The organism is Enterobacter huaxiensis (assembly GCF_003594935.2).
GTDB classification, from domain to species: domain Bacteria; phylum Pseudomonadota; class Gammaproteobacteria; order Enterobacterales; family Enterobacteriaceae; genus Enterobacter; species Enterobacter huaxiensis.
This window is the reverse complement of sequence record NZ_CP043342.1, coordinates 4,744,025-4,767,317: the sequence shown is the minus strand read 5'-3', so window position 1 is coordinate 4,767,317 and position 23,293 is coordinate 4,744,025. Positions and strand designations below refer to the sequence as shown.

At 57.0% G+C, this 23,293-nt stretch carries 22 protein-coding genes; 8 read left to right on the top strand and 14 right to left on the bottom strand.

Annotated features, from left to right (window positions below; genetic code table 11):
- The first annotated feature begins 56 nt into the window (after nt 1-56).
- Entirely contained in the window at nt 57-1,361 is a 1,305-nt protein-coding gene (locus D5067_RS22690; RefSeq protein WP_119938127.1) for an SLC13 family permease, read from the top strand.
- A gap of 82 nt (nt 1,362-1,443) precedes the next feature.
- On the opposite strand, the gene tpiA is transcribed toward D5067_RS22690, so the two are convergent.
- Both tpiA and D5067_RS22680 read right to left on the bottom strand, forming a co-directional pair.
- Nucleotides 1,444-2,211 (bottom strand): triose-phosphate isomerase, encoded by a 768-nt coding sequence (tpiA, locus tag D5067_RS22685; protein WP_119938128.1) that lies wholly within the window; start codon nt 2,209-2,211, stop codon nt 1,444-1,446.
- Between the two features lie 111 nt (nt 2,212-2,322).
- Nucleotides 2,323-2,919 (bottom strand): DUF1454 family protein, encoded by a 597-nt coding sequence (locus D5067_RS22680; protein WP_119938129.1) that lies wholly within the window; start codon nt 2,917-2,919, stop codon nt 2,323-2,325.
- Between the two features lie 112 nt (nt 2,920-3,031).
- On the opposite strand from D5067_RS22680, the gene D5067_RS22675 reads away from it, so the two are divergent.
- Nucleotides 3,032-3,451 (top strand): DUF805 domain-containing protein, encoded by a 420-nt coding sequence (locus tag D5067_RS22675; protein ID WP_119938130.1) that lies wholly within the window; start codon nt 3,032-3,034, stop codon nt 3,449-3,451.
- Here the strand turns inward: D5067_RS22675 and fpr are convergent, their stop codons facing one another.
- The 4 genes from fpr to D5067_RS22655 all read right to left on the bottom strand — a co-directional run bounded on the left by fpr (nt 3,452) and on the right by D5067_RS22655 (nt 7,807).
- Entirely contained in the window at nt 3,452-4,198 is a 747-nt protein-coding gene (fpr, locus tag D5067_RS22670; RefSeq protein WP_119938131.1) for a ferredoxin--NADP(+) reductase, read from the bottom strand.
- A gap of 96 nt (nt 4,199-4,294) precedes the next feature.
- Entirely contained in the window at nt 4,295-5,305 is a 1,011-nt protein-coding gene (gene glpX / locus D5067_RS22665; RefSeq protein WP_119938132.1) for a class II fructose-bisphosphatase, read from the bottom strand.
- Between the two features lie 126 nt (nt 5,306-5,431).
- Complete coding sequence (gene glpK, locus D5067_RS22660; protein WP_119938133.1) at nt 5,432-6,940, bottom strand: glycerol kinase GlpK; 1,509 nt, start codon at nt 6,938-6,940, stop codon at nt 5,432-5,434.
- A 21-nt stretch (nt 6,941-6,961) separates the two neighbouring features.
- Nucleotides 6,962-7,807, bottom strand: a complete 846-nt coding sequence (locus tag D5067_RS22655) for an MIP/aquaporin family protein (protein WP_119938134.1) — start codon at nt 7,805-7,807, stop codon at nt 6,962-6,964.
- A gap of 401 nt (nt 7,808-8,208) precedes the next feature.
- On the opposite strand from D5067_RS22655, the gene zapB reads away from it, so the two are divergent.
- Complete coding sequence (gene zapB, locus D5067_RS22650; RefSeq protein WP_119938135.1) at nt 8,209-8,448, top strand: septal ring assembly protein ZapB; 240 nt, start codon at nt 8,209-8,211, stop codon at nt 8,446-8,448.
- 86 nt (nt 8,449-8,534) lie between these two features.
- Here the strand turns inward: zapB and rraA are convergent, their stop codons facing one another.
- The 7 genes from rraA to priA all read right to left on the bottom strand — a co-directional run bounded on the left by rraA (nt 8,535) and on the right by priA (nt 16,520).
- Nucleotides 8,535-9,020 carry a ribonuclease E activity regulator RraA gene (gene rraA, locus D5067_RS22645; protein ID WP_119938136.1) on the bottom strand — a complete coding sequence of 162 codons (486 nt, stop codon included), beginning with the start codon at nt 9,018-9,020 and terminating at the stop codon, nt 8,535-8,537.
- A 92-nt stretch (nt 9,021-9,112) separates the two neighbouring features.
- Nucleotides 9,113-10,039, bottom strand: a complete 927-nt coding sequence (gene menA, locus D5067_RS22640) for a 1,4-dihydroxy-2-naphthoate polyprenyltransferase (RefSeq protein ID WP_162497948.1) — start codon at nt 10,037-10,039, stop codon at nt 9,113-9,115.
- 62 nt (nt 10,040-10,101) lie between these two features.
- Nucleotides 10,102-11,436, bottom strand: a complete 1,335-nt coding sequence (hslU, locus tag D5067_RS22635; protein WP_119938138.1) for an ATP-dependent protease ATPase subunit HslU — start codon at nt 11,434-11,436, stop codon at nt 10,102-10,104.
- A gap of 9 nt (nt 11,437-11,445) precedes the next feature.
- A complete protein-coding gene (gene hslV / locus D5067_RS22630; protein WP_014172194.1) occupies nt 11,446-11,976 on the bottom strand; it encodes an ATP-dependent protease subunit HslV in 531 nt (176 codons plus the stop codon).
- 94 nt (nt 11,977-12,070) lie between these two features.
- The gene (gene ftsN, locus D5067_RS22625; protein ID WP_119938139.1) at nt 12,071-13,087 is read right to left on the bottom strand and encodes a cell division protein FtsN; all 1,017 of its coding nucleotides are present in this window, start codon (nt 13,085-13,087) and stop codon (nt 12,071-12,073) included.
- Between the two features lie 93 nt (nt 13,088-13,180).
- Nucleotides 13,181-14,206, bottom strand: a complete 1,026-nt coding sequence (gene cytR, locus D5067_RS22620; protein WP_119938140.1) for a DNA-binding transcriptional regulator CytR — start codon at nt 14,204-14,206, stop codon at nt 13,181-13,183.
- Nucleotides 14,207-14,324: 118 nt separating this feature from the next.
- Nucleotides 14,325-16,520 carry a primosomal protein N' gene (gene priA, locus D5067_RS22615; protein ID WP_119938141.1) on the bottom strand — a complete coding sequence of 732 codons (2,196 nt, stop codon included), beginning with the start codon at nt 16,518-16,520 and terminating at the stop codon, nt 14,325-14,327.
- Nucleotides 16,521-16,720: 200 nt separating this feature from the next.
- Here priA and rpmE point away from each other — a divergent pair, with 200 nt between their 5' ends.
- Nucleotides 16,721-16,933 (top strand): 50S ribosomal protein L31, encoded by a 213-nt coding sequence (gene rpmE, locus D5067_RS22610; RefSeq protein WP_003862040.1) that lies wholly within the window; start codon nt 16,721-16,723, stop codon nt 16,931-16,933.
- A gap of 314 nt (nt 16,934-17,247) precedes the next feature.
- The gene (locus D5067_RS22605) at nt 17,248-17,928 is read left to right on the top strand and encodes an oligogalacturonate-specific porin KdgM family protein (RefSeq protein ID WP_119938142.1); all 681 of its coding nucleotides are present in this window, start codon (nt 17,248-17,250) and stop codon (nt 17,926-17,928) included.
- 42 nt (nt 17,929-17,970) lie between these two features.
- Here the strand turns inward: D5067_RS22605 and metJ are convergent, their stop codons facing one another.
- Nucleotides 17,971-18,288: a met regulon transcriptional regulator MetJ gene (gene metJ, locus D5067_RS22600; RefSeq protein ID WP_007369220.1), complete on the bottom strand. Its 318-nt coding sequence runs from the start codon at nt 18,286-18,288 to the stop codon at nt 17,971-17,973.
- A 276-nt stretch (nt 18,289-18,564) separates the two neighbouring features.
- Between metJ and metB the strand changes: the two genes are divergently transcribed.
- From metB to metF, 3 genes are all read left to right on the top strand, one after another.
- Complete coding sequence (gene metB / locus D5067_RS22595; protein ID WP_119938143.1) at nt 18,565-19,725, top strand: cystathionine gamma-synthase; 1,161 nt, start codon at nt 18,565-18,567, stop codon at nt 19,723-19,725.
- Nucleotides 19,726-19,727: 2 nt separating this feature from the next.
- Nucleotides 19,728-22,160, top strand: coding sequence for a bifunctional aspartate kinase/homoserine dehydrogenase II (locus tag D5067_RS22590; RefSeq protein ID WP_119938144.1), 2,433 nt, complete (start codon nt 19,728-19,730; stop codon nt 22,158-22,160).
- A gap of 227 nt (nt 22,161-22,387) precedes the next feature.
- Nucleotides 22,388-23,278, top strand: coding sequence for a methylenetetrahydrofolate reductase (gene metF / locus D5067_RS22585; protein WP_119938145.1), 891 nt, complete (start codon nt 22,388-22,390; stop codon nt 23,276-23,278).
- Nucleotides 23,279-23,293 lie beyond the last annotated feature (15 nt).

The window sequence follows — 23,293 nt, the reverse complement described above, 5'->3', positions numbered from 1 at the left end:
TTTACTCGTCCTGCCTGTCGCCGTAGACTTGCTGAAAAATTCTACAGGAGACAGGTATGTCGCTCTGGTTAACGCATCCTCTGCTGCTGCCCTCATTGATTATTGGCGCCACCATCGTGCTGTGGGCGACGTCGCTGCTGCCGGAGTTTCTTACCGCGCTGCTGTTCTTCACGGCGGCGATGGTCGCCAAAATTGCCCCGCCGGAGGTGATTTTTGGCGGATTTGCCTCATCGGCCTTCTGGCTGGTGTTCAGCGGTTTTGTGCTGGGCGTGGCGATCCGCAAAACCGGCCTCGCCGACAGGGCCGCGCGGGCGCTATCGGCGAAGCTCACCGACTCCTGGTTATTAATGGTCGCCAGCGTGGTGCTGCTCAGCTACGCCCTGGCGTTTGTGATGCCGTCAAACATGGGTCGCATTGCGCTTCTGATGCCGATTGTCGCGGCAATGGCCAGGCGTGCCAGCATTCCCGACGGGTCCCGCGCCTGGTTTGGCCTGGCGCTGGCCGTCGGGTTCGGCACCTTCCAGCTCTCGGCAACCATCCTGCCTGCTAACGTCCCGAATCTGGTCATGAGCGGCGCGGCGGAAGGCTCGTACGGTATTCACCTGAACTATGTGCCGTATCTGCTGCTGCACACGCCGGTGCTGGGAATTCTCAAGGGGCTGATTTTGATTGGCCTGATCTGCTGGCTTTTCCCCGGCAGCCCCAAACCGGCAAAAGATTTGGCACCGTCTGGACCGATGGGACGCGACGAAAAACGCCTCGCCTGGCTGCTGGCGGCGGTGCTGGTGATGTGGGTCACTGAGAGCTGGCACGGCGTTGGACCGGCGTGGACGGGGCTGGCGGCGTCGATCATCGTCATGCTGCCGCGCATTGGCTTTATCACCGGAGAGGAGTTTTCCACGGGCGTGAATATGCGCACCTGCATTTACGTCGCGGGTATTCTTGGGCTGGCGATTACCGTGACGCAAACCGGTATCGGAACGGCGGTGGGTGAGGCTTTACTGCAGATCATGCCGCTGGATGCGGACAGGCCGTTCACCAGCTTCCTGGCGCTGACGGGGATCACCACGGCGCTCAACTTTATCATGACCGCTAACGGCGTTCCGGCGCTCTATACGACGCTGGCGCAGAGCTTCTCGGACGCCACCGGCTTCCCGCTGCTGTCGGTGATCATGATTCAGGTGCTGGGTTATTCCACGCCGCTGCTGCCGTATCAGGCGTCGCCGATTGTGGTGGCGATGGGCTTAGGGAAGGTGCCTGCAAAGGCGGGGATGCTGCTCTGTCTGGCGCTGGCCATAGCAACGTATCTTGTGCTCCTGCCGCTGGATTATCTGTGGTTTAACCTACTGGGACAGCTGTAAAAAAGCCCGGTGGCGCTGACGCTTACCGGGCCTACAGAACCGTAGGGCGGGTAAGCGCAAGCGCCACCCGCCACAGAGGCAATTACGCCTGCTTAGCCGCTTCTGCTGCTTTAACGATCACCGCGAAAGCGTCAGCTTTCAGGGATGCACCGCCAACCAGCGCGCCGTCGATGTCCGGCTGGGTAAACAGCTCAGCAGCGTTCGCTGCGTTTACGGAACCGCCGTACTGGATGATCACTTGTTCAGCCACTTTCGCGTCTGCTTTAGCGATGTGATCGCGGATGAATTTGTGAACCGCCTGAGCCTGCGCAGGGGTTGCAGATTTGCCGGTACCGATCGCCCAGACTGGCTCATAAGCGATAACTGCGCCTTCGAACGCTGCTGCGCCCTGAGTTTTCAGCACGGCGTCGATCTGACGTGCACACACTTCTTCGGTTTTGCCCGCTTCGTTTTCCGCTTCGGTTTCACCGATGCACAGAACCGGAGTCAGACCCTGCTCTTTCAGCACGGCAAATTTCTTCGCGATGAACTCGTCGGATTCTTTGTGGTAAGTGCGACGCTCAGAGTGGCCGATGATGATGTATTTCGCGCCGATATCTTTCAGCATTTCAGCAGAGGTTTCACCGGTGAATGCGCCAGACAGGTTAACGTCAACGTTCTGCGCGCCCAGCACGATGTGGCTGCCGTCAGCGGCGCGTTTAGCCAGGTCCAGGTACATATCCGGCGGAGCGATAGAAACCGCACAGCCGGTCACGCCAGCCAGCTCTTTACGCAGGTTCGCAACCAGTTCGTTTACCATGTGGCGGCTGCCGTTCAGTTTCCAGTTACCCATCACTAAAGGATGTCGCATTTCAATTCTCCACGCTAAATAAGCGAATTAAGGAATATGGCCACCCTTATGGGCAGCATGGTCTGTGAATCAGTATAGAGATTTTCCCTCGAAAGGCTTTGCTTTTTGTCATTAATTCGCCCCTCCGAGTGAGTCAGATAGTGCCAGCTTAATCGGTTCAACAGCGAAGGTCAGTCCCTTTTCACCGTTATCCGCGACGACATAGCGTACGGCACCTTCTGTATCGGCGTAGTAGCGCTTGTTTTTGCCGGCGGCCAGAAGCTTTTGCAGCTTCTGTTGGCTTTGTGCTTTGGTCAGCGCGGGGGTAAAGGCGCGCAAAACGGCGCTCATGTATTCCAGCGCTTTCGCTTTAGCGGCCTTCTGCTCAGGCCCCTGAATAGGGAGCCAGGTGAGCTGCATACTTTTGATTTTTAGCGTACCGCGCTCCAGCGCGGTCGAGGCGTATAAATTTTCGTTAATCTTGCTCGCGGCGCGGGTTAGCGTCGGCGTATCGCGCGCGCTATCAATGGCGCGGAATTCATCCAGCGGCAGCGTCGGGTTGTCTTTGTTGAAGGCTTCCCGGAACTGGCTGATGGACTGATCGAACGACGGCGCGCCCGCCAGGAGATAGGGTGCGGTCGCCGGGGCGGTGGTTTCGGCGGCGTGCAGGGAAACGCTGGCGCTAAGCATCGCAAAGCAGAGGAAAAGAGAGTGTGCCGAAAATTTCATCAATGTTGTCCCTGGCCGTAACTGCTCATGATTAAAACGATATCTGGTCGGCTTGTCAAAAGGTCACAACTCCAGGGTAAAATGCGCGCTAAACAAGAATAAGGAACCTTACATGACCATACAGCAGTGGCTGTTTTCATTCAAAGGGCGTATTGGACGCCGTGATTTCTGGGTCTGGATGGTGACGTGGATCGTCGCCATGCTGCTCCTGTTTTTTGTCGCCTACAACGCATGGTTGAGCACACAAACGGCGGCATTTGCGCTGGTCTGCCTGCTGTGGCCAACCGCAGCCGTGGTGGTAAAGCGTCTGCACGATCGCGGCCGCTCCGGCGCGTGGGCCTTTCTGATTATTCTGGCGTGGATGCTGGTGGCAGGAAACTGGTCAGTGCTGCCGTCCATCCTGCCGTGGGTCGTTGGCAGGATGGTGCCGAGCATTATCTTCGTGATGATGGTTGTCGATCTGGGCGCGTTTATCGGCACCCAGAGCGAAAACAAATACGGCAAAGATACCCTTGAGGTGAAGTACCGCTGATCACCAGTAGTGTTCAGCCGTCATATGACCCGGCCGGCGGCGAAGGTGTTTCGTCATCTGCCGGGTGTCCTTCAGAAGCTGCTGCGTGTCGCGAACCATCTGCGGGTTGCCGCACAGCATGACGTGGCTGGTCTCGGTGTTCATCGGCAGGCCAACCGCTGCTTCCAGAGCACCGCTTTCAATCAACGCCGGCACGCGTCCCGTCAGTGAACCCGCCGCCGTTTCGCGGCTGACCACGGTCTGAATTTTCAGCTTCCCGCCATACTGCTGTTCCAGCGCCTGCATCTGCGGGAGGTAGCTTAAATCTGCGGCGTAGCGCGCGGCGTGAACCAGCACGATGTTTTTAAAGCGCTCAAGGTCTTTGCCATACTGCAAAATGGAAAGATAAGGGCCGATGGCGGTGCCGGTTGCCAGCATCCAGAGGGTGTCGCAGTCCGGAATTTCGTCCAGCACAAAGAAACCGGCCGCTTCACTTACAATCTGTACATCGTCGCCCGGCTTCAGTGCCGCAAGGCGCGGGCTGAGCTTGCCGTCCGGGACGGTGACCAGATAGAACTCGAGGTCCGGGTTATCCGGCGCGTTGACGTATGAGTACGCGCGCTGCACGCGTTCGCCGTCGACATCCAGCCCCAGCTTCGCGAACTGTCCGGCCGTAAACGGGTGGATGGGGGCATGGACGGTGAGACTAAATAGCGCATCGGTCCAGAACTGTACCTTTGTGACTTTACCTGTTACCCAGTCCGCCATGATCTTCTCCTGTGCTGTTTCTCTGCTCTATCTTCCGTACTTGTTGTCACGATTTCCAGCCCGTTCGGGCCGGAAAGCTCAATCGATCAAACGGTTTTACAGAATGTGCGCCTGTACGTCCGGGTCTTTGCGATCGAGATAGTGGATCGACTGGATGCGGCGAATGGTGCGTGATTTACCGCGGATCAGCAGCGTTTCGGTGGTCGCCATGTTGCCCTTGCGGGTGATACCGTCCAGCAGGTCGCCTTTGGTGATGCCGGTCGCCGAGAAGACCACGTTATCGCTGCGCGCCATGTCGTTAAGCGCGAGGACTTTATTGGCCTCAATACCCATTGCTGCGCAGCGTGCAAGCTCGTTTTCGCCGATGCGACGGTTCTCTTCGCTGTCGCCTTTAACGTCGTGACGCGCCAGCAGGCGCGCCTGCATGTCGCCGTCCAGGGCGCGGATCACCGCTGCAGAGACCACACCTTCCGGCGCGCCGCCGATACCGTAAAGCACGTCCACTTCGCTGTCCGGCATGCAGGTCAGAATCGAGGCGGCAACGTCGCCATCCGGGATAGCAAACACGCGGACGCCGAGCTTTTGCATCTGCGCGATGGTGGCATCGTGGCGTGGTTTCGCCAGTATGGTGACGGTCAGCGCGCAGAGCGGTTTACCCAGCGCGTTAGCGATGTTGTTCAGGTTCTCCTCCAGCGGCAGGCTAAGGTCGATAGCGCCTTTCGCGCCGGGGCCGACGATCAGCTTTTCCATGTACATGTCCGGCGCGTTGAGGAAGCAGCCTTTATCGCCCACGGCCAGCACCGCCAGCGCGTTGGCCTGGCCCATCGCCGTCATGCGGGTGCCTTCGATCGGGTCGACCGCGATATCCACGGCATCGCCTTTACCGGTACCGACTTTTTCACCGATGTAGAGCATCGGCGCTTCGTCGATCTCGCCTTCGCCGATCACGATAGTACCGTCGATATTGACCTGGTTAAGCACAATGCGCATGGCATGGACGGCTGCACCGTCGGCGGTATTTTTGTCGCCACGGCCAAGCCACTTATAGCCTGCGAGGGCGGCAGCTTCGGTGACGCGGGAAAACTCGATAGCAAGTTCACGTTTCATGAGGTACTCGTGCAATCAAAGGGAATTGCACGAAGTTTATCACAGAGTGGGGAGGGGTGAGGGGACCGGTGCGGTCGGAGCCCCTCACCCTAACCCTCTCCCCAGGGGAGAGGGAATTAAGGACAATTACTCTTCGTGCTCTTCCCACGCCAGGGCACGTTTCACCGCTTTTTTCCAGCCGCTGTAGCGGTAGTTACGCTCGGTGGTTTCGATGCCAGGGCGGAACTCGCGTTCGATCACCGCTTTTTCCTGCAGCTCGTCCAGGTTCTGCCAGAAGCCGACCGCCAGACCTGCCAGGTACGCCGCGCCAAGCGCCGTCACTTCACGCACTTCAGGGCGCTCTACGCGGGTGCCCAGAATGTCGGACTGGAACTGCATCAGGAAGTTATTCGCTACCGCACCGCCGTCCACGCGCAGGGCATGGAGACGAATGCCGGAGTCTGCCTGCATCGCTTCCAGCACGTCGCGCGTCTGGTAGGCGATGGATTCCAGGGTGGCGCGAATAATGTGGTTAGAGTTCACACCGCGCGTCAGGCCGAAAATCGCGCCGCGCGCATACGGATCCCAGTACGGCGCGCCCAGACCGGTGAACGCAGGCACCACGTACACGCCGTTGGTGTCTTTCACCTTGGTCGCGAAGTACTCGGAATCGAATGCATCGCTTATCAGCTTCATCTCGTCACGCAGCCACTGAATGGACGCACCGGCCATAAACACCGCGCCTTCAAGAGCGTAGTTGACTTCGCCGCGCGGTCCGCAGGCGATGGTGGTCAGCAGGCCGTTTTCTGATTTCACCGCTTTCTCGCCGGTGTTCATCAGCATAAAGCAGCCGGTGCCGTAGGTGTTCTTCGCCATCCCTTCCTTAACGCACAGCTGGCCGAACAGCGCCGCCTGCTGGTCACCGGCAATACCGGCGATAGGAATACGCGTACCGCCTTTCCCCCCAATGTTGGTCTGGCCGTACACTTCCGAAGATTTACGCACGTCTGGCAGCATCGCGCGCGGGATGTCCAGCGCGTCCAGCATCTTGTCATCCCACTCCAGGGTGTTGATGTTGAACAGCATGGTGCGCGAGGCGTTGGTGTAGTCGGTAACGTGCACGCGTCCCTGAGTCATCTTCCAGATAAGCCAGGTATCGACGGTACCGAACAGCAGCTCGCCGCGTCGTGCGCGCTCGCGTGAGCCTTCCACGTGGTCGAGGATCCACTTCACCTTGGTGCCGGAGAAATACGGGTCAATCACCAGGCCGGTGGTGCTACGGATGTAATCTTCCATGCCGTCGCGCTTCAGCTTTTCGCAGATTTCTGCGGTACGACGGCACTGCCAGACGATGGCGTTATAAATTGGCTTACCGGTTTCGCGCTCCCAGACCACGGTGGTTTCACGCTGGTTAGTGATACCGATGGCGGCAATTTCGTCGGAGCTGATATCGGCTTTTGCCAGCACTTCGACCAGCGTGGAGCTTTGTGATGCCCAGATCTCCATTGGGTCGTGCTCTACCCAGCCTGGACGAGGATAAATTTGTTCGAATTCGCGCTGTGACACGCTGACGATGTTCGCGTCATGATCCATTACGACAGCGCGGGAGCTGGTCGTGCCCTGGTCGAGCGCAACGATATATTTTTTTTCGGTCATGGTATGTGTCCCGTAGTCAGATTACAGCGAAGCTTTTTGTTGTGTGGCAGACGTGGATTCTTTCTCGTCTTCCACACAGGTGTCGCACGGTAAATGGCGACCAATTAATTTGCGATAGCCGAATGCGCCCAGCGCCGCCCCTACGATTGGCCCGAACAGCGGAACCAGGAAGTAAGGAATATCTTTGCCACCGGTGAAGGCAACGTCGCCCCATCCAGCGAAGAAGGCGAAGGTTTTTGGCCCCAGGTCACGCGCCGGGTTCATCGCAAAGCCCGTCAGTGGACCCATTGATGCACCGATAACCGCAATCAGCAGGCCAATCAGCAGCGGTGCCAGCGGGCCACGCGGAATGCCGTTGCCGTCATCGCCCAGCGCCATAATGACGCCCATCAGGATAGCGGTAATCACCATTTCAACTGCGAACGCCTGCACAAAATTGATATGCGGGTTCGGATAGGTTGAGAAGATGCCCGCCAGATCCAGACTTTCGACACTACCACGCACCATATGATGCGTCTGTTCGAAGTCGATGAAAAGATTGTAATAAAGCCCGTAAACTAGCGCCGCTGCGCAAAACGCGCCGGCAAACTGAGAAATGATGAAAGGAACCACTTTGCGTTTGTCGAAGCACGCGAACAGCCACAGCGCGATGGTCACCGCCGGGTTAAGATGTGCACCGGAAACCCCTGCAGTCAGGTAGATGGCCATCGCCACGCCCAGACCCCAGATAATACTGATTTCCCACTGACCAAAACTGGCACCCGCCACTTTCAGTGCTGCGACACAGCCCACTCCGAAGAATATCAACAACCCGGTACCAAGGAACTCGGCAATGCACTGGCCTTTTAAGGTTGATGTCTGACTCATAATCGGAATCCTGAAGAAAATTGAATGTTTATTGTTAGCGCGGTCGCCCGTGACAACCACGATGCCCTGTAGACATAGTGTTAATTTATCGTTAACGAGCAAAAACGAGAAATATCGAAATCAAAATGTGTGGTCTGTGTCAATAAAATGAGCGTTTTCGCGCCATAAAGCGCGTTTTTGCATCAACGGTGGAATGTGAGCTGAATCATTTCATTAACTAAAGAGTTAACAATTTAGGGGTATATGACGCGAACACACCAGGACCAGACCTAAAAGTGTTGCAAACCGCGATCTGCGCGGCGTGTCGCTGGACACGGAGCGCCGCGCTCCATACAATCGACGGTATATGTCGTGCGCGTTTACGTTAAAGCGTCGCCTTGCAATTCAGGAGAGGTAGCATCATGTCTTTAGAAGTGTTTGAGAAACTGGAATCGAAAGTACAGCAGGCGATCGACACCATCACCCTGCTGCAGATGGAAATTGAAGAGCTGAAAGAGAAGAACAACTCCCTGGCACAGGAAGTTCAGAACGCTCAGAACGGCCGCGAAGAACTGGAGCGCGAAAACAACCACCTGCGCGAACAGCAGAACGGTTGGCAGGATCGCCTGCAGGCGCTGCTGGGACGTATGGAAGAAGTCTAATTCCCAACGGGCCGCGAATCCCGAGGGACAAAAAAACCGCCACATTGCTGATGGCGGTTTTTTTATGGTTCACGCTTACTGGTTTGCTACTCGATATCCAGCGCATCCTCGGAAAGGATAATACCGGTATTGTCGGCGTAAAGATGGTCGCCGGAGAAGAAGGTCACGCCGCCGAAATTCACGCGCACGTCGCTTTCACCTATGCCTTCACCTGCTGCCCCTACCGGAATGGCGGCAATAGCCTGAATCCCGATATCCAGGTCTTCAAGATCGTCCACCTGGCGCACGGAACCGTAAACCACGATGCCTTCCCACTCATTCTGAACGGCAATTCCGGCCAGTTCAGCATCAATCAATGCACGGCGCACGGAACCGCCGCCGTCGATCACCAGAACGCGGCCACGGCCGTTCTGTTCGAGCAGATCGTACAGCAACCCGTTATCCTCGAAACATTTCACCGTGATGATTTGTCCGCCAAACGACGACCGTCCACCAAAGTTGGAGAACAGCGGTTCAACGACGTTGACATCTTCCTGGTAGATGTCACAAAGCTCGGAGGTATCGTATTTCATAGGTTTAACGCTCTATTGCTGCGAATGTGTTCAGTATATCGTGCGAAATGCGTTGTTGGCAAAATCATCAATTGTTAATTGATATTTGTCAGTTAACTCAGCGTCTGGCTCAGGACAATTCCGATGACGAACAACAGGTTAGTCAGCAGGGCGCCTTTTACGGTTCGTTCCAGCATCGGCGGCATCGCGGCCGGGCTCAGTTCACGCATCACAAAGCGCGCCTGTTTTACCAGCAGCGGAGCGGCGAGAACAAACAGCCAGCCCCACAGGCTGTGCAGCGAGATCAGGTTAAACAGCGCCAGGCAGACCAGCGCGCCCACCAGCAGGCAGGCGTGGTAACGACGCGCGTTGACGGGCCCGAGGCGTACGGCCAGCGTGTTCTTGCCGTTTTCGCGGTCGCTGTCGATATCGCGCAGGTTGTTGATGTTCAGGACGGCAGTCGCCAGCAGGCCGCAGGCGGTGGCGGGCAGGAACAGGGCAGGGATGACCGTATGGGCCTGTAAATACCAGCTCCCCATCACGCTCAGCCAGCCGAAGAACACCAGCACGGAAATATCACCAAGGCCGATATAACCATACGGGCGCGTGCCGACGGTGTAGGTGATGGCCGCAACAATGGCGAGCAGGCCCAGCACCATAAAGCCAATAAAATCACTCGGCGTTTTAGAGGCAACAGAGACCAGCGCCAGGCCGGACAGGCAGATCAGCACCACGGTAATGATCAGCGCGCGCTTCATCTGCGCCTGGGTAATCACCCCTTTTTGCATTCCACGCAGCGGCCCGATGCGGTCGGGCTTGTCGCTGCCTTTGACTGCATCGCCATAGTCGTTCGCGAGGTTGGAGAGAATTTGCAGCAGGCCCGCGGTGATAAGCGCCAGCCCGGCGACCAGCGGATCGAAATAACCCTGCCACCAGGCGAGGGCGGTGCCAACAATAATCGCAGCGAATGCCAGAGGAAGTGTTTTAGGGCGCAAACTTTCGAGCCACGCCTGAGTACGGCTGATATCAGTCATAGTTATTTAGCCAATAAAAATGGGGGCATTAGCCCCCATCAACAGTGATGAAAATGCAGTAACCGCGATTATAGGATAAAACGGCTCAGATCTTCATCTGCCACTAACGCATCCAGGTGTTTACCTACATAATCTGCGTCAATGGTAATGCTTTGACCGTTAAGGTCGCTCGCATCATAAGAGATGTCTTCTACCAGGCGTTCCAGCACGGTGTGCAGACGACGCGCGCCGATGTTCTCGGTGGTTTCGTTTACCTGCCATGCGGCCTGGGCGATACGCTTGATACCGTCTTCGGTGAATTCGAGGTTCACACCTTCGGTCGCCATCAGCGCTTTGTACTGCACGGTGGCAGAGGCGTTTGGCTCGGTCAGGATACGTTCGAAATCTTCGGTGGTCAGGGCCTGCAGCTCAACGCGGATTGGCAGACGACCCTGCAGTTCCGGGATCAGGTCAGACGGGCTGGCAACCTGGAATGCACCAGAAGCGATGAACAGGATGTGGTCCGTTTTCACCATACCGTGCTTGGTAGAGACGGTGCAGCCCTCGACCAGCGGCAGCAGGTCGCGCTGAACGCCTTCGCGGGACACATCCGGGCCGGAGCTGTTGCCGCCGCGCTTACAGATTTTGTCGATTTCGTCGATGAAGACGATGCCGTGCTGTTCAACCGCGTCGATAGCATCTTGTTTCAGCTCTTCCGGGTTCACCAGCTTCGCTGCTTCTTCTTCGATCAGCAGCTTCATCGCGTCTTTGATTTTCAGCTTACGCGCTTTCTGCTTCTGGCCGCCCAGGTTCTGGAACATGGACTGCAGCTGGCTGGTCATCTCTTCCATGCCGGGAGGTGACATGATTTCAACGCCCATTGGCGCGGCAGCAAGATCGATCTCAATCTCTTTGTCGTCCAGCTCGCCTTCACGCAGTTTCTTGCGGAATGCCTGGCGCGCGGCGGAAGGCTCGGCCTGCTGTTCAGACTGGCCCCAGTTGTTTTTCGCCGGTGGGATCAGTACGTCGAGAATACGCTCTTCGGCCATCTCTTCGGCGCGGTAGCGGTTTTTCTCGATGGCCTGAACGCGCACCATCTTGATCGCCGAATCGGTCAGATCGCGGATGATAGAATCCACTTCTTTCCCTACGTAGCCCACTTCGGTGAACTTGGTGGCTTCAACTTTGATGAACGGCGCATTGGCCAGCTTCGCCAGGCGACGGGCGATTTCAGTTTTACCGACGCCGGTCGGGCCGATCATCAGAATGTTTTTCGGAGTCACTTCGTGACGCAGCTCTTCATCAAGCTGCATACGACGCCAGCGGTTACGCAGGGCAATCGCCACGGAACGCTTGGCGTTATCCTGGCCGATGATGTGTTTGTTCAGTTCGCTGACAATTTCGCGTGGGGTCATTTCAGACATGGGAGATCCTTACGCTTTAGACGGTAATTCTTCGATGGTGTGATTGTGGTTGGTATAAATGCAGATATCACCTGCAATATCCAACGCTTTCACCGCGATGTCGCGCGCGTTCATGTCGGTGTTTTCCAACAGGGCGCGGGCTGCAGCCTGGGCGTACGGGCCGCCAGAGCCGATGGCAATCAGGTCGTTTTCTGGCTGAATGACGTCACCGTTACCGGTGATGATCAGCGAGGCGGTTTCATCGGCCACGGCCAGCAGTGCTTCAAGCTTGCGCAGCATGCGGTCGGTACGCCAGTCTTTTGCCAGCTCAACGGCGGCTTTCACCAGATGACCCTGGTGCATTTCCAGTTTGCGTTCAAACAGTTCAAACAGCGTGAAGGCATCCGCCGTGCCGCCTGCAAAACCGGCGATCACTTTGTCGTTGTAGAGACGACGCACTTTCTTCACGTTGCCTTTCATGACGGTATTACCCAGCGTGGCCTGGCCATCCCCGGCGATTACCACATGGCCGTTACGGCGTACACTTACTATTGTTGTCACGAGCAGACCCCCTGGTTACAGATTCGGGAAACAGAAGCCCTGAGCCAGTGCTCAGGGCTGAATTAAATGATAGATGGGGGGGAATTTGGGGGTTTCAACCCCCAGAGGCGAGTCGAATGCAGTTTGTGTGACCGGCAACTTTCAAACGGGAAATGGTGCCGTCTGCGTTTTCTTTGCCTTTAACCGGGCCAATCACCACGCGATTCCAGCCGTTATTGGTGGTAATGCGTGAATCAAACCCTTCAAATGCCAGCTGAGCACGTACCGTTTCGGCCTGCTCCGCGCCTTTAAACGAGCCGCACTGTACCATCCAGCGGCGATCGTCTTTTTTCTCGGCAGTTTGCTTCGGCGCTTCGGTCTCTTTGGTGACCGGCGCAGCCTGCTGCGTTTTTGGCTGCTGCGCGGTGGTATGCGCTGGCGTCTGCATCAGATCCTGATACGGCTGAGCTGTTTGCTTTTGCGGCTGGGCTTTCGGCTGCTGTTGTACAGGCTGCGTCTGCACGGTACGCGTCTGCTGCTGTGGCTGCTGGTACGGTTGTTCCGTCACGCGCGGCTGCGCTTTTGGCTGCTGCACCGGCTGGGTTTGCGTCCACTGCTGCTGCTGCTGCTGTTGCTGTTGCTGAATTTGTGCCTGACGCTGGCGTTGCAGCTGCAATGTTTGCTGACGCTGTGCCGGCGTTTGTTCGTTCCACGGCACTTCGTTCAGCTGCGTTGGCTGCTGGCGCATGTCGGCCTGCATCTGTGCCAACAGCTGACGCTGTTCATTCGTCAACTGATCGGCATTTTTCACTTCGCCACCGGCAGACGGCTCGGTAGGCGCACGAACGCCAGGCTGGCGGCTTTCCAGCTCTTTGATATAGCGCCAGCGCTCCTCAGGCTTCGGCGGCAGGCCATTACCGGCCACTTTGTTGCCCTGAAGCGCTTCAGACTCTTCTTTTTTATGGTGCGTGATGAAGTACAGGCCGCCAATGAAGGCCACCAGTACAGCCGCAGCAATAGCGACCATTGCTGGCGAGACGGCAGGCAGGTTCCGCTGCTTGCTTTTTGAACTGCTCTTTTTGCGTCGCGAAGGTGCCGGCTGGCCGCGACGTACATAATCTCGTTGTGCCACTATCGTTTCGCTGTATTTATTCGTTCGTCAGCCCGCCATGTTACTTAAGCGGCGGGGCTTTGACCAGATAAGGGTGTCCGAAAGGCGTTTACTTTAAGTCAATGCCTGGGTAGAGCCGCGCACAATCAGCTCGCAGTCCAGCAAACGCGAGCCGCTGTTCACCGTCTGCCCGTGCAATTGATCCAGCAGCAGAAGCATCGCTTCACGGCCAATTTGATAGCGCGGCTGAGCCACGGTCGAGAGCGGCGGATCGCAAAATTCAGACAGCGAAATATTATCGAAGCCGATAATCGACAGATCCTTAGGCACGCGCAGACCACGGCGCTTGGCGTGGGAGAGGGCACCCAGCGCCATCACGTCGCTGTGGCAGAACACGGCGGTCGGCGGCTCCGGCAGCGCCAGCAGTTTTTCCAGCGCTTGTCCGCCGGCTTCAAAGGTAAAATCACCGCGCGCAATATAGTGTGGGTCGACGATGGCGCCGGTGCGGCGAAGCGCCTGAACGTAGCCCTGCAGGCGGTAGTGGCAGAGCGGCATCTCTTCCGGCCCGGCGATACAGCCAATGCGTTTATGCCCCAGCTCCTGGAGATAATTCACGGCATTAAAGGCCGCCGTCAGGTTATCGATATGCACCGTCGGCAGCTCCAGCTCTGGCGCGAATTCGTTAGCCATCACCATTGGCGGCAAATTACGCTGTTCTTCGATGCTGGCATCAAACGGCAGACGGGAGCCAAGCAGTAACATACCGTCAATCTGCTTGGTAATAATGAGGTCGATGAAGGTTTTTTCCTGCTGATTCTGGTGGGCACAGTCGCCAATCAGCACCAGGTAACCCTGTTCCGCTGCGGTGACTTCAATACCGCGGATAATCTCGCTGAAGAAGGGATCGCAAATGTCCGGCACAATCACAAGAATGGTACGTGATTCATTGCGCTTCACGTTGCGCCCCATTGCCTGCGGGTAATAGCCCACTTCCAGCGCCGCCTGTTCAACCTTGTTACGGGTCGCCTGGGAGACTTTATCCGGGTTCATTAATGCGCGGGACACGGTTGCCGTTGAGACTTGAGCTTTCTCGGCAACGTCTTTCATGGTCGCCGTAGCAACCTCTTTCCTGGACTTCAACGTCTTCTCCTCGCCTGAACACCGAACTGCTGACACACCATTTTTACAGATAGTTTATGAGAGCGGTTACAGAATTTTCATAAAAAGTGTGAGGTGCGTTAAATTTTTCGATCCGTCTTCAGCCTTCAATCGGATCGACGTCGAGAACCCACTTCACTTTGCGCGCTTCCGGCAGGGTATTGATGAGCGCCAGCGTGCCGCTAACGATATGCTGTAAGCGGATGCGCGAGGGGTGCTGGAGCAGAATTTGCCAGCGGAAGCGCCCGCCGCGTTTTGGGGCAAGAGCTGGAACCGGGCCTAAAATCCAAAGCTGGCTATCAACAAGCGGACTGGCCTGCAGGAGGTTTCGTAGCTGCTGCAGGAAAAGCGGCGCCTGCTGGTTGTTATGATCTTCCGCGCGGATGATGACGTGGCTGGTCCACGGCGGCAGCTGCATCGTCTGGCGTTCGGCAAGGGCCTGCTCCGCAAACTCGTCATAGCCTTTATGCAGTAAGGTCTGCAGCAGCGGATGCTCGGGGTGGTGCGTTTGCAGCACCACTTCGCCCTGCTTGCCCGCGCGGCCGGCGCGACCGGCCACCTGCGTATAAAGCTGGGCGAAGCGCTCGGCGGAGCGGAAATCGGCAGAGAACAGCGCGCCGTCGACGTCCAGCAGGGCGACAAGGGTCACGTCCGGGAAGTGGTGGCCTTTGGCCAGCATCTGGGTGCCAATCAGGATGCGGGCGCCACCGCGATGGACTTCAGCAAGCTGCTGCTCAAGCGCCCCTTTACGGCTGGTGGTGTCCCGGTCGATACGGGAAATCGGCACGTCAGGGAAGAAGGGGCCAAGCGCCTGTTCCAGCTGTTCCGTTCCCAGACCGACCGGCACGATATGCGTTGAGCCGCACGACGGGCACTGGCGCGGCACCGGGCGCTGGCTGTCGCAGTGGTGGCAGCGCAAATGCCGCTGGGCCTGGTGGAAGGTGTAGTAGTGGTCGCAGCGCGGGCACTCCGCAATCCAGCCGCAGTCGTGGCACAGCAGAGCGGGAGCAAATCCGCGACGGTTAAGGAACAGGATAACCTGGTTGCCTGCCTGCAAATGCTGGCGCATCCGGGTAATCAACGCCGGTGCTAGCCCGGCCTGCACCTGCTGGCCTTTGAGATCCAGCACGTGCTGGATCGCCGGGCGGGCATTCCCCGCGCGGCGCGTCAGGCGCAGCATGTGGTATTTACGCTGGCGCACGTTGTGCAGCGTTTCGAGTGCGGGCGTGGCGGAGCCGAGAATTATAGGTATTTGCTCGCTGTGCGCGCGATAGACCGCTAAGTCCCGGGCGTGATAGCGCCAGCCTTCCTGCTGCTTATAGGAGCTGTCGTGCTCTTCGTCGATGACGATGACGCCGAGATTTTTAAACGGCGTAAACAGCGACGATCGGGTCCCGATCACAATCGCCGCTTCGCCATTTTTGGCTTTCAGCCAGGCGCTGAGGCGCTCGCTGTCGTTCAGCCCGGAGTGCAGAACCTCAACGGGCGCGTTAAAGCGTTCGCGGAAGCGGGCGATAGTTTGCGGGGTGAGGCCAATTTCCGGCACCATCACCAGCGCCTGTTTGCCCTGGGCGAGCACGTTTTCCAGCACGCTCAGGTAGACTTCGGTCTTACCGGAGCCGGTGACGCCCGCCAGGAGCCAGGCGGAAAAGTGGTCCGAGGCGCTGTGAATCGCCCCCACGGCGGTGGCCTGCTCGGTGTTGAGGCGCAGGCGATCGCCCGAGACGGAAAAATTCTCCCGCCAGTCGTGAAGAGCGGGCGCTTCGCTGGCGAGGTCGCTCAACCCTTTCTTTCTTAATGCCTGTAGCGCGGCTTCGCTCACCTCAAGCTCGTCGACCTGATGGCGCCAGATTTTCCCCTGACGCAGGGCGGCCAGGGCCTGCTGCTGTTTCTGCGAACGCTTCAGGCTGTTGATATCCACGGCCTGGCCCTGCTCGGTGGCAAACCAGTACCACATTGGCGCGTGGCTTGCGCTCTTACCCTGACGCAGCATGATTGGCAGGGCGTGGAACAGGACGTCGCCAATCGGGTGATGATAATACTCCGCGGCCCACAGCAGCAGTCGCCAGGTACTGGTGGAGTAAACGGGTTCGCCGTCCAGCACCTCAACGACCGATTTCAACTCGTTGAGCGGCAGTTCGCTTTTCTCGCTGACGGAGACGACGATCCCCACGCGCTGCTGTTTGCCAAACGGCACGGTCACGCGACAGCCCGCTTTGGCGCTCATGCTGTCGGGCAGCAGGTAGTCAAAGGTGCGGGGAAGCGGAACGGGCAGGGCAACGTGAGCGACGGGCATCGAATCTTCCTGACTTGAAAAGTGGCGCGTTAGTATACACATTAGTGAAAGCGGCGTGCGGATCAGTTTGCATACGCTGGTCAAATTCTGTATGATTCGCCGCCTTTGGTGTATATTACGCCAGAGAAATTACATTCAACATCGCGTGGTGTCTGGCGTTAGGGCTGGAAGAGCGACGCGGCCTTAACTGAGGTTCTCCCATGAAAAAAGATATTCACCCGAAATACGAAATGATTACTGCAAACTGTTCTTGCGGTAACTCTATCCAGATCCGCTCTACCGTGGGCCACGATCTGAACCTGGACGTGTGCGGCAAATGCCACCCGTTCTACACTGGTAAGCAGCGTGATGTTGCAACCGGTGGCCGTGTTGACCGCTTCAACAAGCGTTTCAGCATCCCGGGCGCTAAATAAGCATCCAGGAAAAACCGCCTTCGGGCGGTTTTTTTGTGCCTGTTATATCCCTTCTGAATAAATCCCATCTTAGTATTTATATCTAAAATATTTAGTTACGTATCATTGTATTAAATATATTTGTCTGGTTTATTCTTTAACGGATAGTGAACTGTATCTCTCATTTCTTTAATTCTTTGCCATCCTTTTGACGGGGGTGTCAAAAATTAAAAGGTTTCTCTCGTTTCGTAAAATTACACTGCGCCCGTCGTACATTCTTATTTGCCATCACAACAGGGTGGCTTTCAGGGCGCGTTTACTTCGAGGGAAATATTATGAAATTGAAGCAACTCTTATTTGTGCTTCCGTTAATATCGTGCGCGGCGCAGGCGGGATATGTGGATTACCGACACGAATATTACGACGATGGCCGTAACTACGACCGTGTGTACATGTCACACCGCTTTGGTACCGGCTTTGGCGTAGCCGTCGAGGCGGTATCGCGCTCAGATGATAAGCAGTCCAATGACGCGCTTAATAATATGGAAAGTAACAGCAACGAATATACCGCAAGCTATCAGTTTACCTGGCAAGGCTTTATCTGGCAGCCGGGCGTCGCCGTTGAAATGGGTGACGATATGGCTATCTATAAGCCTTATCTGCGCGTGCAGTATAATATTAATGACAGCTGGTGGACGGCATTCCGCTATCGTACCGAATACACCCGACGTAATGCGGACGATAAAGATGATCGTATGGTTTATCGCCCGGAAATGTGGCTGGGTTATAATATTGATAACTGGATGTTCGAGCTAAACGGCATTTATAAATTCGCCGACAACGAAGACTTGTATAACAATAAAAAAGAAGATTACGAATATAACTTCCGCGTGGCGTACAGCATCGATTCGTGGGTCCCGTTTGTGGAAGTGGGTAACGTCTCTTCCGGCTATAACACCGCAACCAGTGACGACCGCCAGACGCGTCTGCGCGTGGGTTTAGGCTACAACTTCTAAGAAACCATCCCGCTGAGTAAACTCAGCGGGATCACACCGCAGTTAGTATTCCCACGTATCCGGGTCGATACCCAGTTCACGCATGATTACCTTCGCCTCTTCCGGGATTTCATCACTGCGCTCTTTGCGCAGATCTTCATCGTTCGGCAACGGTTGGCCGGTAAACGCATGCAGGAACGCTTCGCACAGCAGTTCGCTGTTGGTCGCGTGGCGCAGGTTGTTCACCTGACGACGCGTACGTTCATCGGTGAGGATCTTCAACACCTTCAGAGGAATGGAAACCGTAATTTTCTTTACTTGTTCACTCTTCTTACCGTGCTCAGCGTATGGGCTGATATATTCGCCGCTCCATTCAGCCATGAGATACCTTTAATCCTCTCAGTCATTTATCTAAAGGTGCAAAACCTGTAACCGCCGGTTTTGAACCGTAATCTTGCCTAGTTTACCGTAGAGACGATACCGTGGCACGGATATTGCCGCTGCAGCGTGCACTAAAGCATATAATTTTAACGGCTATTTGCGCATTGCTCAATCTATACGCAAAGAGGTTTAGATGTCCAGATGTATTGACGGCTATACTTTCAGTGTTTACTCTGGTGCCTGACTTTTCACCTCATTAGCCAGGAAGCCTTCACCATGACGCGTAAACAGGCCACCATCGCAGTGCGTAGCGGATTGAATGATGACGAGCAGTACGGCTGCGTTGTCCCGCCGATTCATCTTTCCAGTACCTATAACTTCACCGGATTTAATGAACCCCGCGCGCATGACTACTCGCGTCGTGGCAACCCTACGCGTGACGTAACCCAGCGCGCGCTGGCGGAGCTGGAAGGTGGCGCAGGCGCGGTATTGACCAATACCGGCATGTCTGCAATCCACCTGGTGACCACGGTGTTCCTGAAGCCTGGCGACCTGCTGGTTGCGCCGCACGACTGCTACGGCGGCAGCTATCGCCTGTTTGATAGCCTGGCAAAACGCGGCTGCTATCGCGTGCTGTTTGTCGATCAAAACGACGAACAGGCGCTGAAACAGGCGCTGGCAGAGCAGCCGAAGCTGGTTCTGGTGGAAAGTCCGAGCAATCCTTTACTGCGCGTTGTCGATATTGCGAAAATTTGTCAGCTCGCAAGGGATGCGGGAGCGATAAGTGTAGTGGATAATACATTCCTCAGTCCGGCCCTTCAGAACCCACTGGCACTGGGTGCAGATCTTGTATTGCATTCGTGTACTAAATATCTGAACGGTCATTCTGACGTGGTGGCAGGCGTGGTGATTGCAAAAGATCCCGAGGTTGTCACCGAACTGGCATGGTGGGCCAATAACATTGGCGTCACCGCGGGCGCCTTCGACAGCTACCTGCTGTTACGCGGCATCCGCACGCTTTCTCCACGCATGGAAGTGGCGCAGCGTAATGCCCAGGCGATTGTCGATTTCCTGAAAAACCAGCCGCTGGTGAAGAAGCTTTATCACCCGTCGCTGCCGGAAAATCAGGGGCACGAGATTGCCGCGCGCCAGCAGAAAGGATTTGGCGCGATGTTAAGTTTTGAACTGGACGGCGACGAGCAAACGCTGCGTCGCTTCCTGAGCGGGCTGTCATTGTTTACGCTGGCGGAATCATTAGGTGGGGTTGAAAGCTTGATCTCCCACGCCGCGACCATGACGCACGCAGGTATGGCACCGGAAGCACGTGCCGCCGCCGGGATTTCTGAGACGCTGCTGCGTATCTCGACCGGTATTGAAGATTCTGAAGATTTAATTGCCGATCTGGAAAATGGCTTCCGGGTCGCAGCCAAGGGGTAATCATGAGTGTGATAGCGCAGGCAGGGGCGAAGGGTCGTCAACTGCACAAGTTTGGTGGTAGTAGTCTTGCCGATGTGAAGTGTTACCTGCGCGTTGCAGGGATTATGACCGAGTATTCACAGCCGGGTGACATGATGGTTGTCTCCGCGGCGGGCAGCACCACCAACCAGTTGATTAGCTGGCTGAAACTGAGCCAGACCGATCGCCTTTCTGCGCATCAGGTGCAACAGTCTTTACGCCGCTACCAGAGCGAGCTGATTGCCGGCCTGCTGCCTGCAGACGTGGCGGACGGGCTGATTAGCGCCTTCACGCACGACCTTGAGCGTCTGGCCACCCTGCTGGACAGCGGGATTACCGACGCGGTGTATGCCGAAGTGGTGGGCCACGGTGAAGTGTGGTCCGCGCGCCTGATGGCCGCCGTGCTGCAGCACCTGGGCGTAGAAGCGGCCTGGCTCGACGCGCGTGATTTCCTGCGCGCCGAACGCGCCGCGCAGCCGCAGGTGGATGAAGGGTTGTCCTACCCGCTGCTGCAACAGCTGCTGGTGCAGCACCCGGGCAAACGTATTGTCGTCACTGGCTTTATCAGCCGCAGCAACGCGGGCGAAACCGTGCTGCTGGGTCGTAACGGTTCGGACTACTCGGCAACGCAAATTGGTGCCCTGGCGGGCGTGTCCCGCGTCACCATCTGGAGCGACGTGGCCGGTGTTTACAGCGCGGACCCGCGTAAAGTAAAAGATGCTTGTCTGCTGCCGCTGCTGCGTCTCGACGAAGCGAGCGAGCTGGCGCGTCTGGCGGCACCGGTGCTCCACGCGCGTACGCTGCAGCCGGTTTCCGGCAGCGATATCGACCTGCAGCTGCGCTGCAGCTATACGCCGGATCAAGGCTCTACGCGCATTGAACGCGTGCTGGCCTCCGGCACAGGTGCGCGCATTGTCACCAGCCATGACGATATCTGCCTTATTGAGTTCCAGGTGCCGTCGGGCCAGGACTTCAGGCTGGCACATAAAGAGATCGACCTGATTCTGAAGCGTGCACAGGTGCGCCCGCTGGCCGTTGGCGTTCATAACGACCGCCAGCTGCTGCAGTTCTGCTATACCGCAGAAGTGGCGGACAGCGCGCTCAAAATCCTCGATGAAGCGGGCCTGCCGGGCGAGCTTCGCCTGCGTCAGGGGCTGGCGCTGGTGGCGATGGTGGGGGCGGGCGTCACCCGTAACCCGCTGCACTGCCACCGCTTCTGGCAGCAGCTGAAAGGCCAGCCGGTTGAGTTCACCTGGCAGTCGGAAGAGGGCATCAGCCTGGTGGCCGTTCTGCGTAAGGGTCCAACCGAAAGCCTGATCCAGGGGCTGCATACCTCCCTGTTCCGCGCGGAAAAACGCATCGGCCTGGTGCTGTTCGGCAAAGGGAATATCGGTTCCCGCTGGCTGGAGCTGTTTGCGCGCGAGCAGGAGACGCTCTCGGCGCGCACCGGCTTTGAATTTATTCTGGCGGGCGTGGTAGACAGCCGCCGCAGCCTGCTGAACTACGAAGGGCTGGACGCCAGCCGCGCGCTTGCCTTCTTCAATGATGAAGCGGTCGAGCAGGATGAAGAGTCCCTGTTCCTGTGGATGCGCGCGCACCCGTATGACGATCTGGTCGTGCTGGACGTCACCGCCAGCGAGCAGCTTGCCGATCAGTATCTGGATTTCGCCAGCCACGGCTTCCACGTCATCAGCGCGAACAAGCTGGCGGGGGCGAGCAGCACCGATAAATACCGTCAGATCCACGACGCGTTTGAAAAAACCGGGCGTCACTGGCTCTACAACGCCACCGTTGGCGCGGGGCTGCCGGTTAACCACACCGTGCGTGACCTGATTGAAAGCGGGGACAGCATTCTGGCGCTGAGCGGGATCTTCTCCGGCACGCTCTCCTGGCTGTTCCTGCAGTTCGACGGCACCGTGCCGTTTACCGATCTGGTGGATCAGGCCTGGCAGCAGGGCTTAACCGAGCCCGATCCGCGCGTTGACCTCGCCGGTAAAGACGTGATGCGCAAGCTGGTGATCCTGGCGCGTGAAGCGGGCTACGACATCGAGCCCGGTCAGGTGCGCGTAGAGTCGCTGGTGCCTTCGGGCTGTGAGGAAGGGTCCGTGGATCACTTCTTTGAAAATGGCGACGAGCTGAACGAGCAGATGGTGCAGCGTCTGGAGGCCGCAAATGAGATGGGCCTGGTGCTGCGCTACGTGGCGCGTTTCGAGGCGAACGGCAAAGCGCGAGTAGGCGTGGAGGCGGTACGTCCTGAACATCCGCTGGCGGCGCTGCTGCCGTGCGACAACGTCTTCGCTATCGAAAGCCGCTGGTACCGCGATAACCCGCTGGTGATCCGCGGCCCGGGCGCGGGGCGCGATGTTACCGCCGGGGCTATCCAGTCAGACATTAACCGTCTGGCTAAGCTACTGTAGTCCTTGTATTTCCCTCTCCCTGTGGGAGAGGGTTAGGGTGAGGGCATCAGACCGCACTCACCCTCCATCATGAATTCCCCTCATCTTCTCTGAGCAATCCTCACCGTTATTGTTGATTATTTCTGTTGACGCCACTCCGCTTTTCCGTCATTTTTACATCTGGACGTCTAAACGTATAGAAGTTCACAACACAACAAACAACGACATGCGATAGATAGAGGTAAGGTATGAGCTTTTTTCACGCCAACCAGCGGGAAGCCCTGAATCAGAGCCTGGCCGAAGTAAACGGCCAGATTAACGTCTCTTTTGAATTTTTCCCGCCGCGCACCAGTGAAATGGAGCAAACCCTGTGGAGCTCTATCGATCGCCTGAGCAGCCTGAAGCCGAAATTCGTCTCCGTCACCTACGGGGCCAACTCCGGCGAGCGTGACCGTACGCACAGCATTATTAAAGGCATTAAAGACAGAACCGGTCTGGAAGCGGCACCGCACCTGACCTGTATCGACGCGACGCCTGATGAACTGCGCGCGATTGCCCAGGACTACTGGAACAACGGCATTCGTCACATTGTCGCCCTGCGCGGCGACCTGCCGCCGGGAAGCGGTAAGCCAGAGATGTATGCCACCGATCTGGTCGCGCTGCTGAAAGACGTGGGAGACTTTGATATCTCCGTTGCCGCTTACCCTGAAGTCCACCCGGAAGCGAAAAGCGCCCAGGCGGATCTGCTCAACCTGAAGCGTAAAGTAGACGCCGGCGCAAACCGCGCCATCACGCAGTTCTTCTTCGACGTGGAAAGCTATCTGCGCTTTCGCGACCGCTGCGTCTCGGCGGGTATCGACGTCGAAATTATCCCGGGTATTTTGCCGGTCTCGAACTTCAAACAGGCGAAGAAATTTGCCGATATGACCAACGTGCGCATTCCGCTTTGGATGTCTAAAATGTACGAGGGGCTGGACGATGACCCGGAAACACGCAAGCTGGTGGGCGCAAATATCGCGATGGACATGGTGAAAATCCTCAGTCGTGAAGGAGTGAAAGATTTCCACTTCTATACGCTGAACCGCGCGGAAATGAGTTACGCCATCTGCCACACGCTCGGCGTCAGACCTGGCGTGTAACAATAAAAAGCCCTC

What these genes read in the sequence shown, in the direction of transcription:
- metJ (WP_007369220.1), bottom strand. Translation starts at nt 18,288, where the DNA reads ATGGCTGAATGGAGCGGCGAATATATCAGCCCATACGCTGAGCACGGT.
- D5067_RS22690 (WP_119938127.1), top strand. Translation starts at nt 57, where the DNA reads ATGTCGCTCTGGTTAACGCATCCTCTGCTGCTGCCCTCATTGATTATT.
- fpr (WP_119938131.1), bottom strand. Translation starts at nt 4,198, where the DNA reads ATGGCGGACTGGGTAACAGGTAAAGTCACAAAGGTACAGTTCTGGACC.
- glpX (WP_119938132.1), bottom strand. Translation starts at nt 5,305, where the DNA reads ATGAAACGTGAACTTGCTATCGAGTTTTCCCGCGTCACCGAAGCTGCC.
- zapB (WP_119938135.1), top strand. Translation starts at nt 8,209, where the DNA reads ATGTCTTTAGAAGTGTTTGAGAAACTGGAATCGAAAGTACAGCAGGCG.
- priA (WP_119938141.1), bottom strand. Translation starts at nt 16,520, where the DNA reads ATGCCCGTCGCTCACGTTGCCCTGCCCGTTCCGCTTCCCCGCACCTTT.
- glpK (WP_119938133.1), bottom strand. Translation starts at nt 6,940, where the DNA reads ATGACCGAAAAAAAATATATCGTTGCGCTCGACCAGGGCACGACCAGC.
- D5067_RS22680 (WP_119938129.1), bottom strand. Translation starts at nt 2,919, where the DNA reads ATGAAATTTTCGGCACACTCTCTTTTCCTCTGCTTTGCGATGCTTAGC.
- D5067_RS22590 (WP_119938144.1), top strand. Translation starts at nt 19,728, where the DNA reads ATGAGTGTGATAGCGCAGGCAGGGGCGAAGGGTCGTCAACTGCACAAG.
- D5067_RS22605 (WP_119938142.1), top strand. Translation starts at nt 17,248, where the DNA reads ATGAAATTGAAGCAACTCTTATTTGTGCTTCCGTTAATATCGTGCGCG.
- metB (WP_119938143.1), top strand. Translation starts at nt 18,565, where the DNA reads ATGACGCGTAAACAGGCCACCATCGCAGTGCGTAGCGGATTGAATGAT.
- hslU (WP_119938138.1), bottom strand. Translation starts at nt 11,436, where the DNA reads ATGTCTGAAATGACCCCACGCGAAATTGTCAGCGAACTGAACAAACAC.
- D5067_RS22655 (WP_119938134.1), bottom strand. Translation starts at nt 7,807, where the DNA reads ATGAGTCAGACATCAACCTTAAAAGGCCAGTGCATTGCCGAGTTCCTT.
- tpiA (WP_119938128.1), bottom strand. Translation starts at nt 2,211, where the DNA reads ATGCGACATCCTTTAGTGATGGGTAACTGGAAACTGAACGGCAGCCGC.
- rpmE (WP_003862040.1), top strand. Translation starts at nt 16,721, where the DNA reads ATGAAAAAAGATATTCACCCGAAATACGAAATGATTACTGCAAACTGT.
- D5067_RS22675 (WP_119938130.1), top strand. Translation starts at nt 3,032, where the DNA reads ATGACCATACAGCAGTGGCTGTTTTCATTCAAAGGGCGTATTGGACGC.
- metF (WP_119938145.1), top strand. Translation starts at nt 22,388, where the DNA reads ATGAGCTTTTTTCACGCCAACCAGCGGGAAGCCCTGAATCAGAGCCTG.
- rraA (WP_119938136.1), bottom strand. Translation starts at nt 9,020, where the DNA reads ATGAAATACGATACCTCCGAGCTTTGTGACATCTACCAGGAAGATGTC.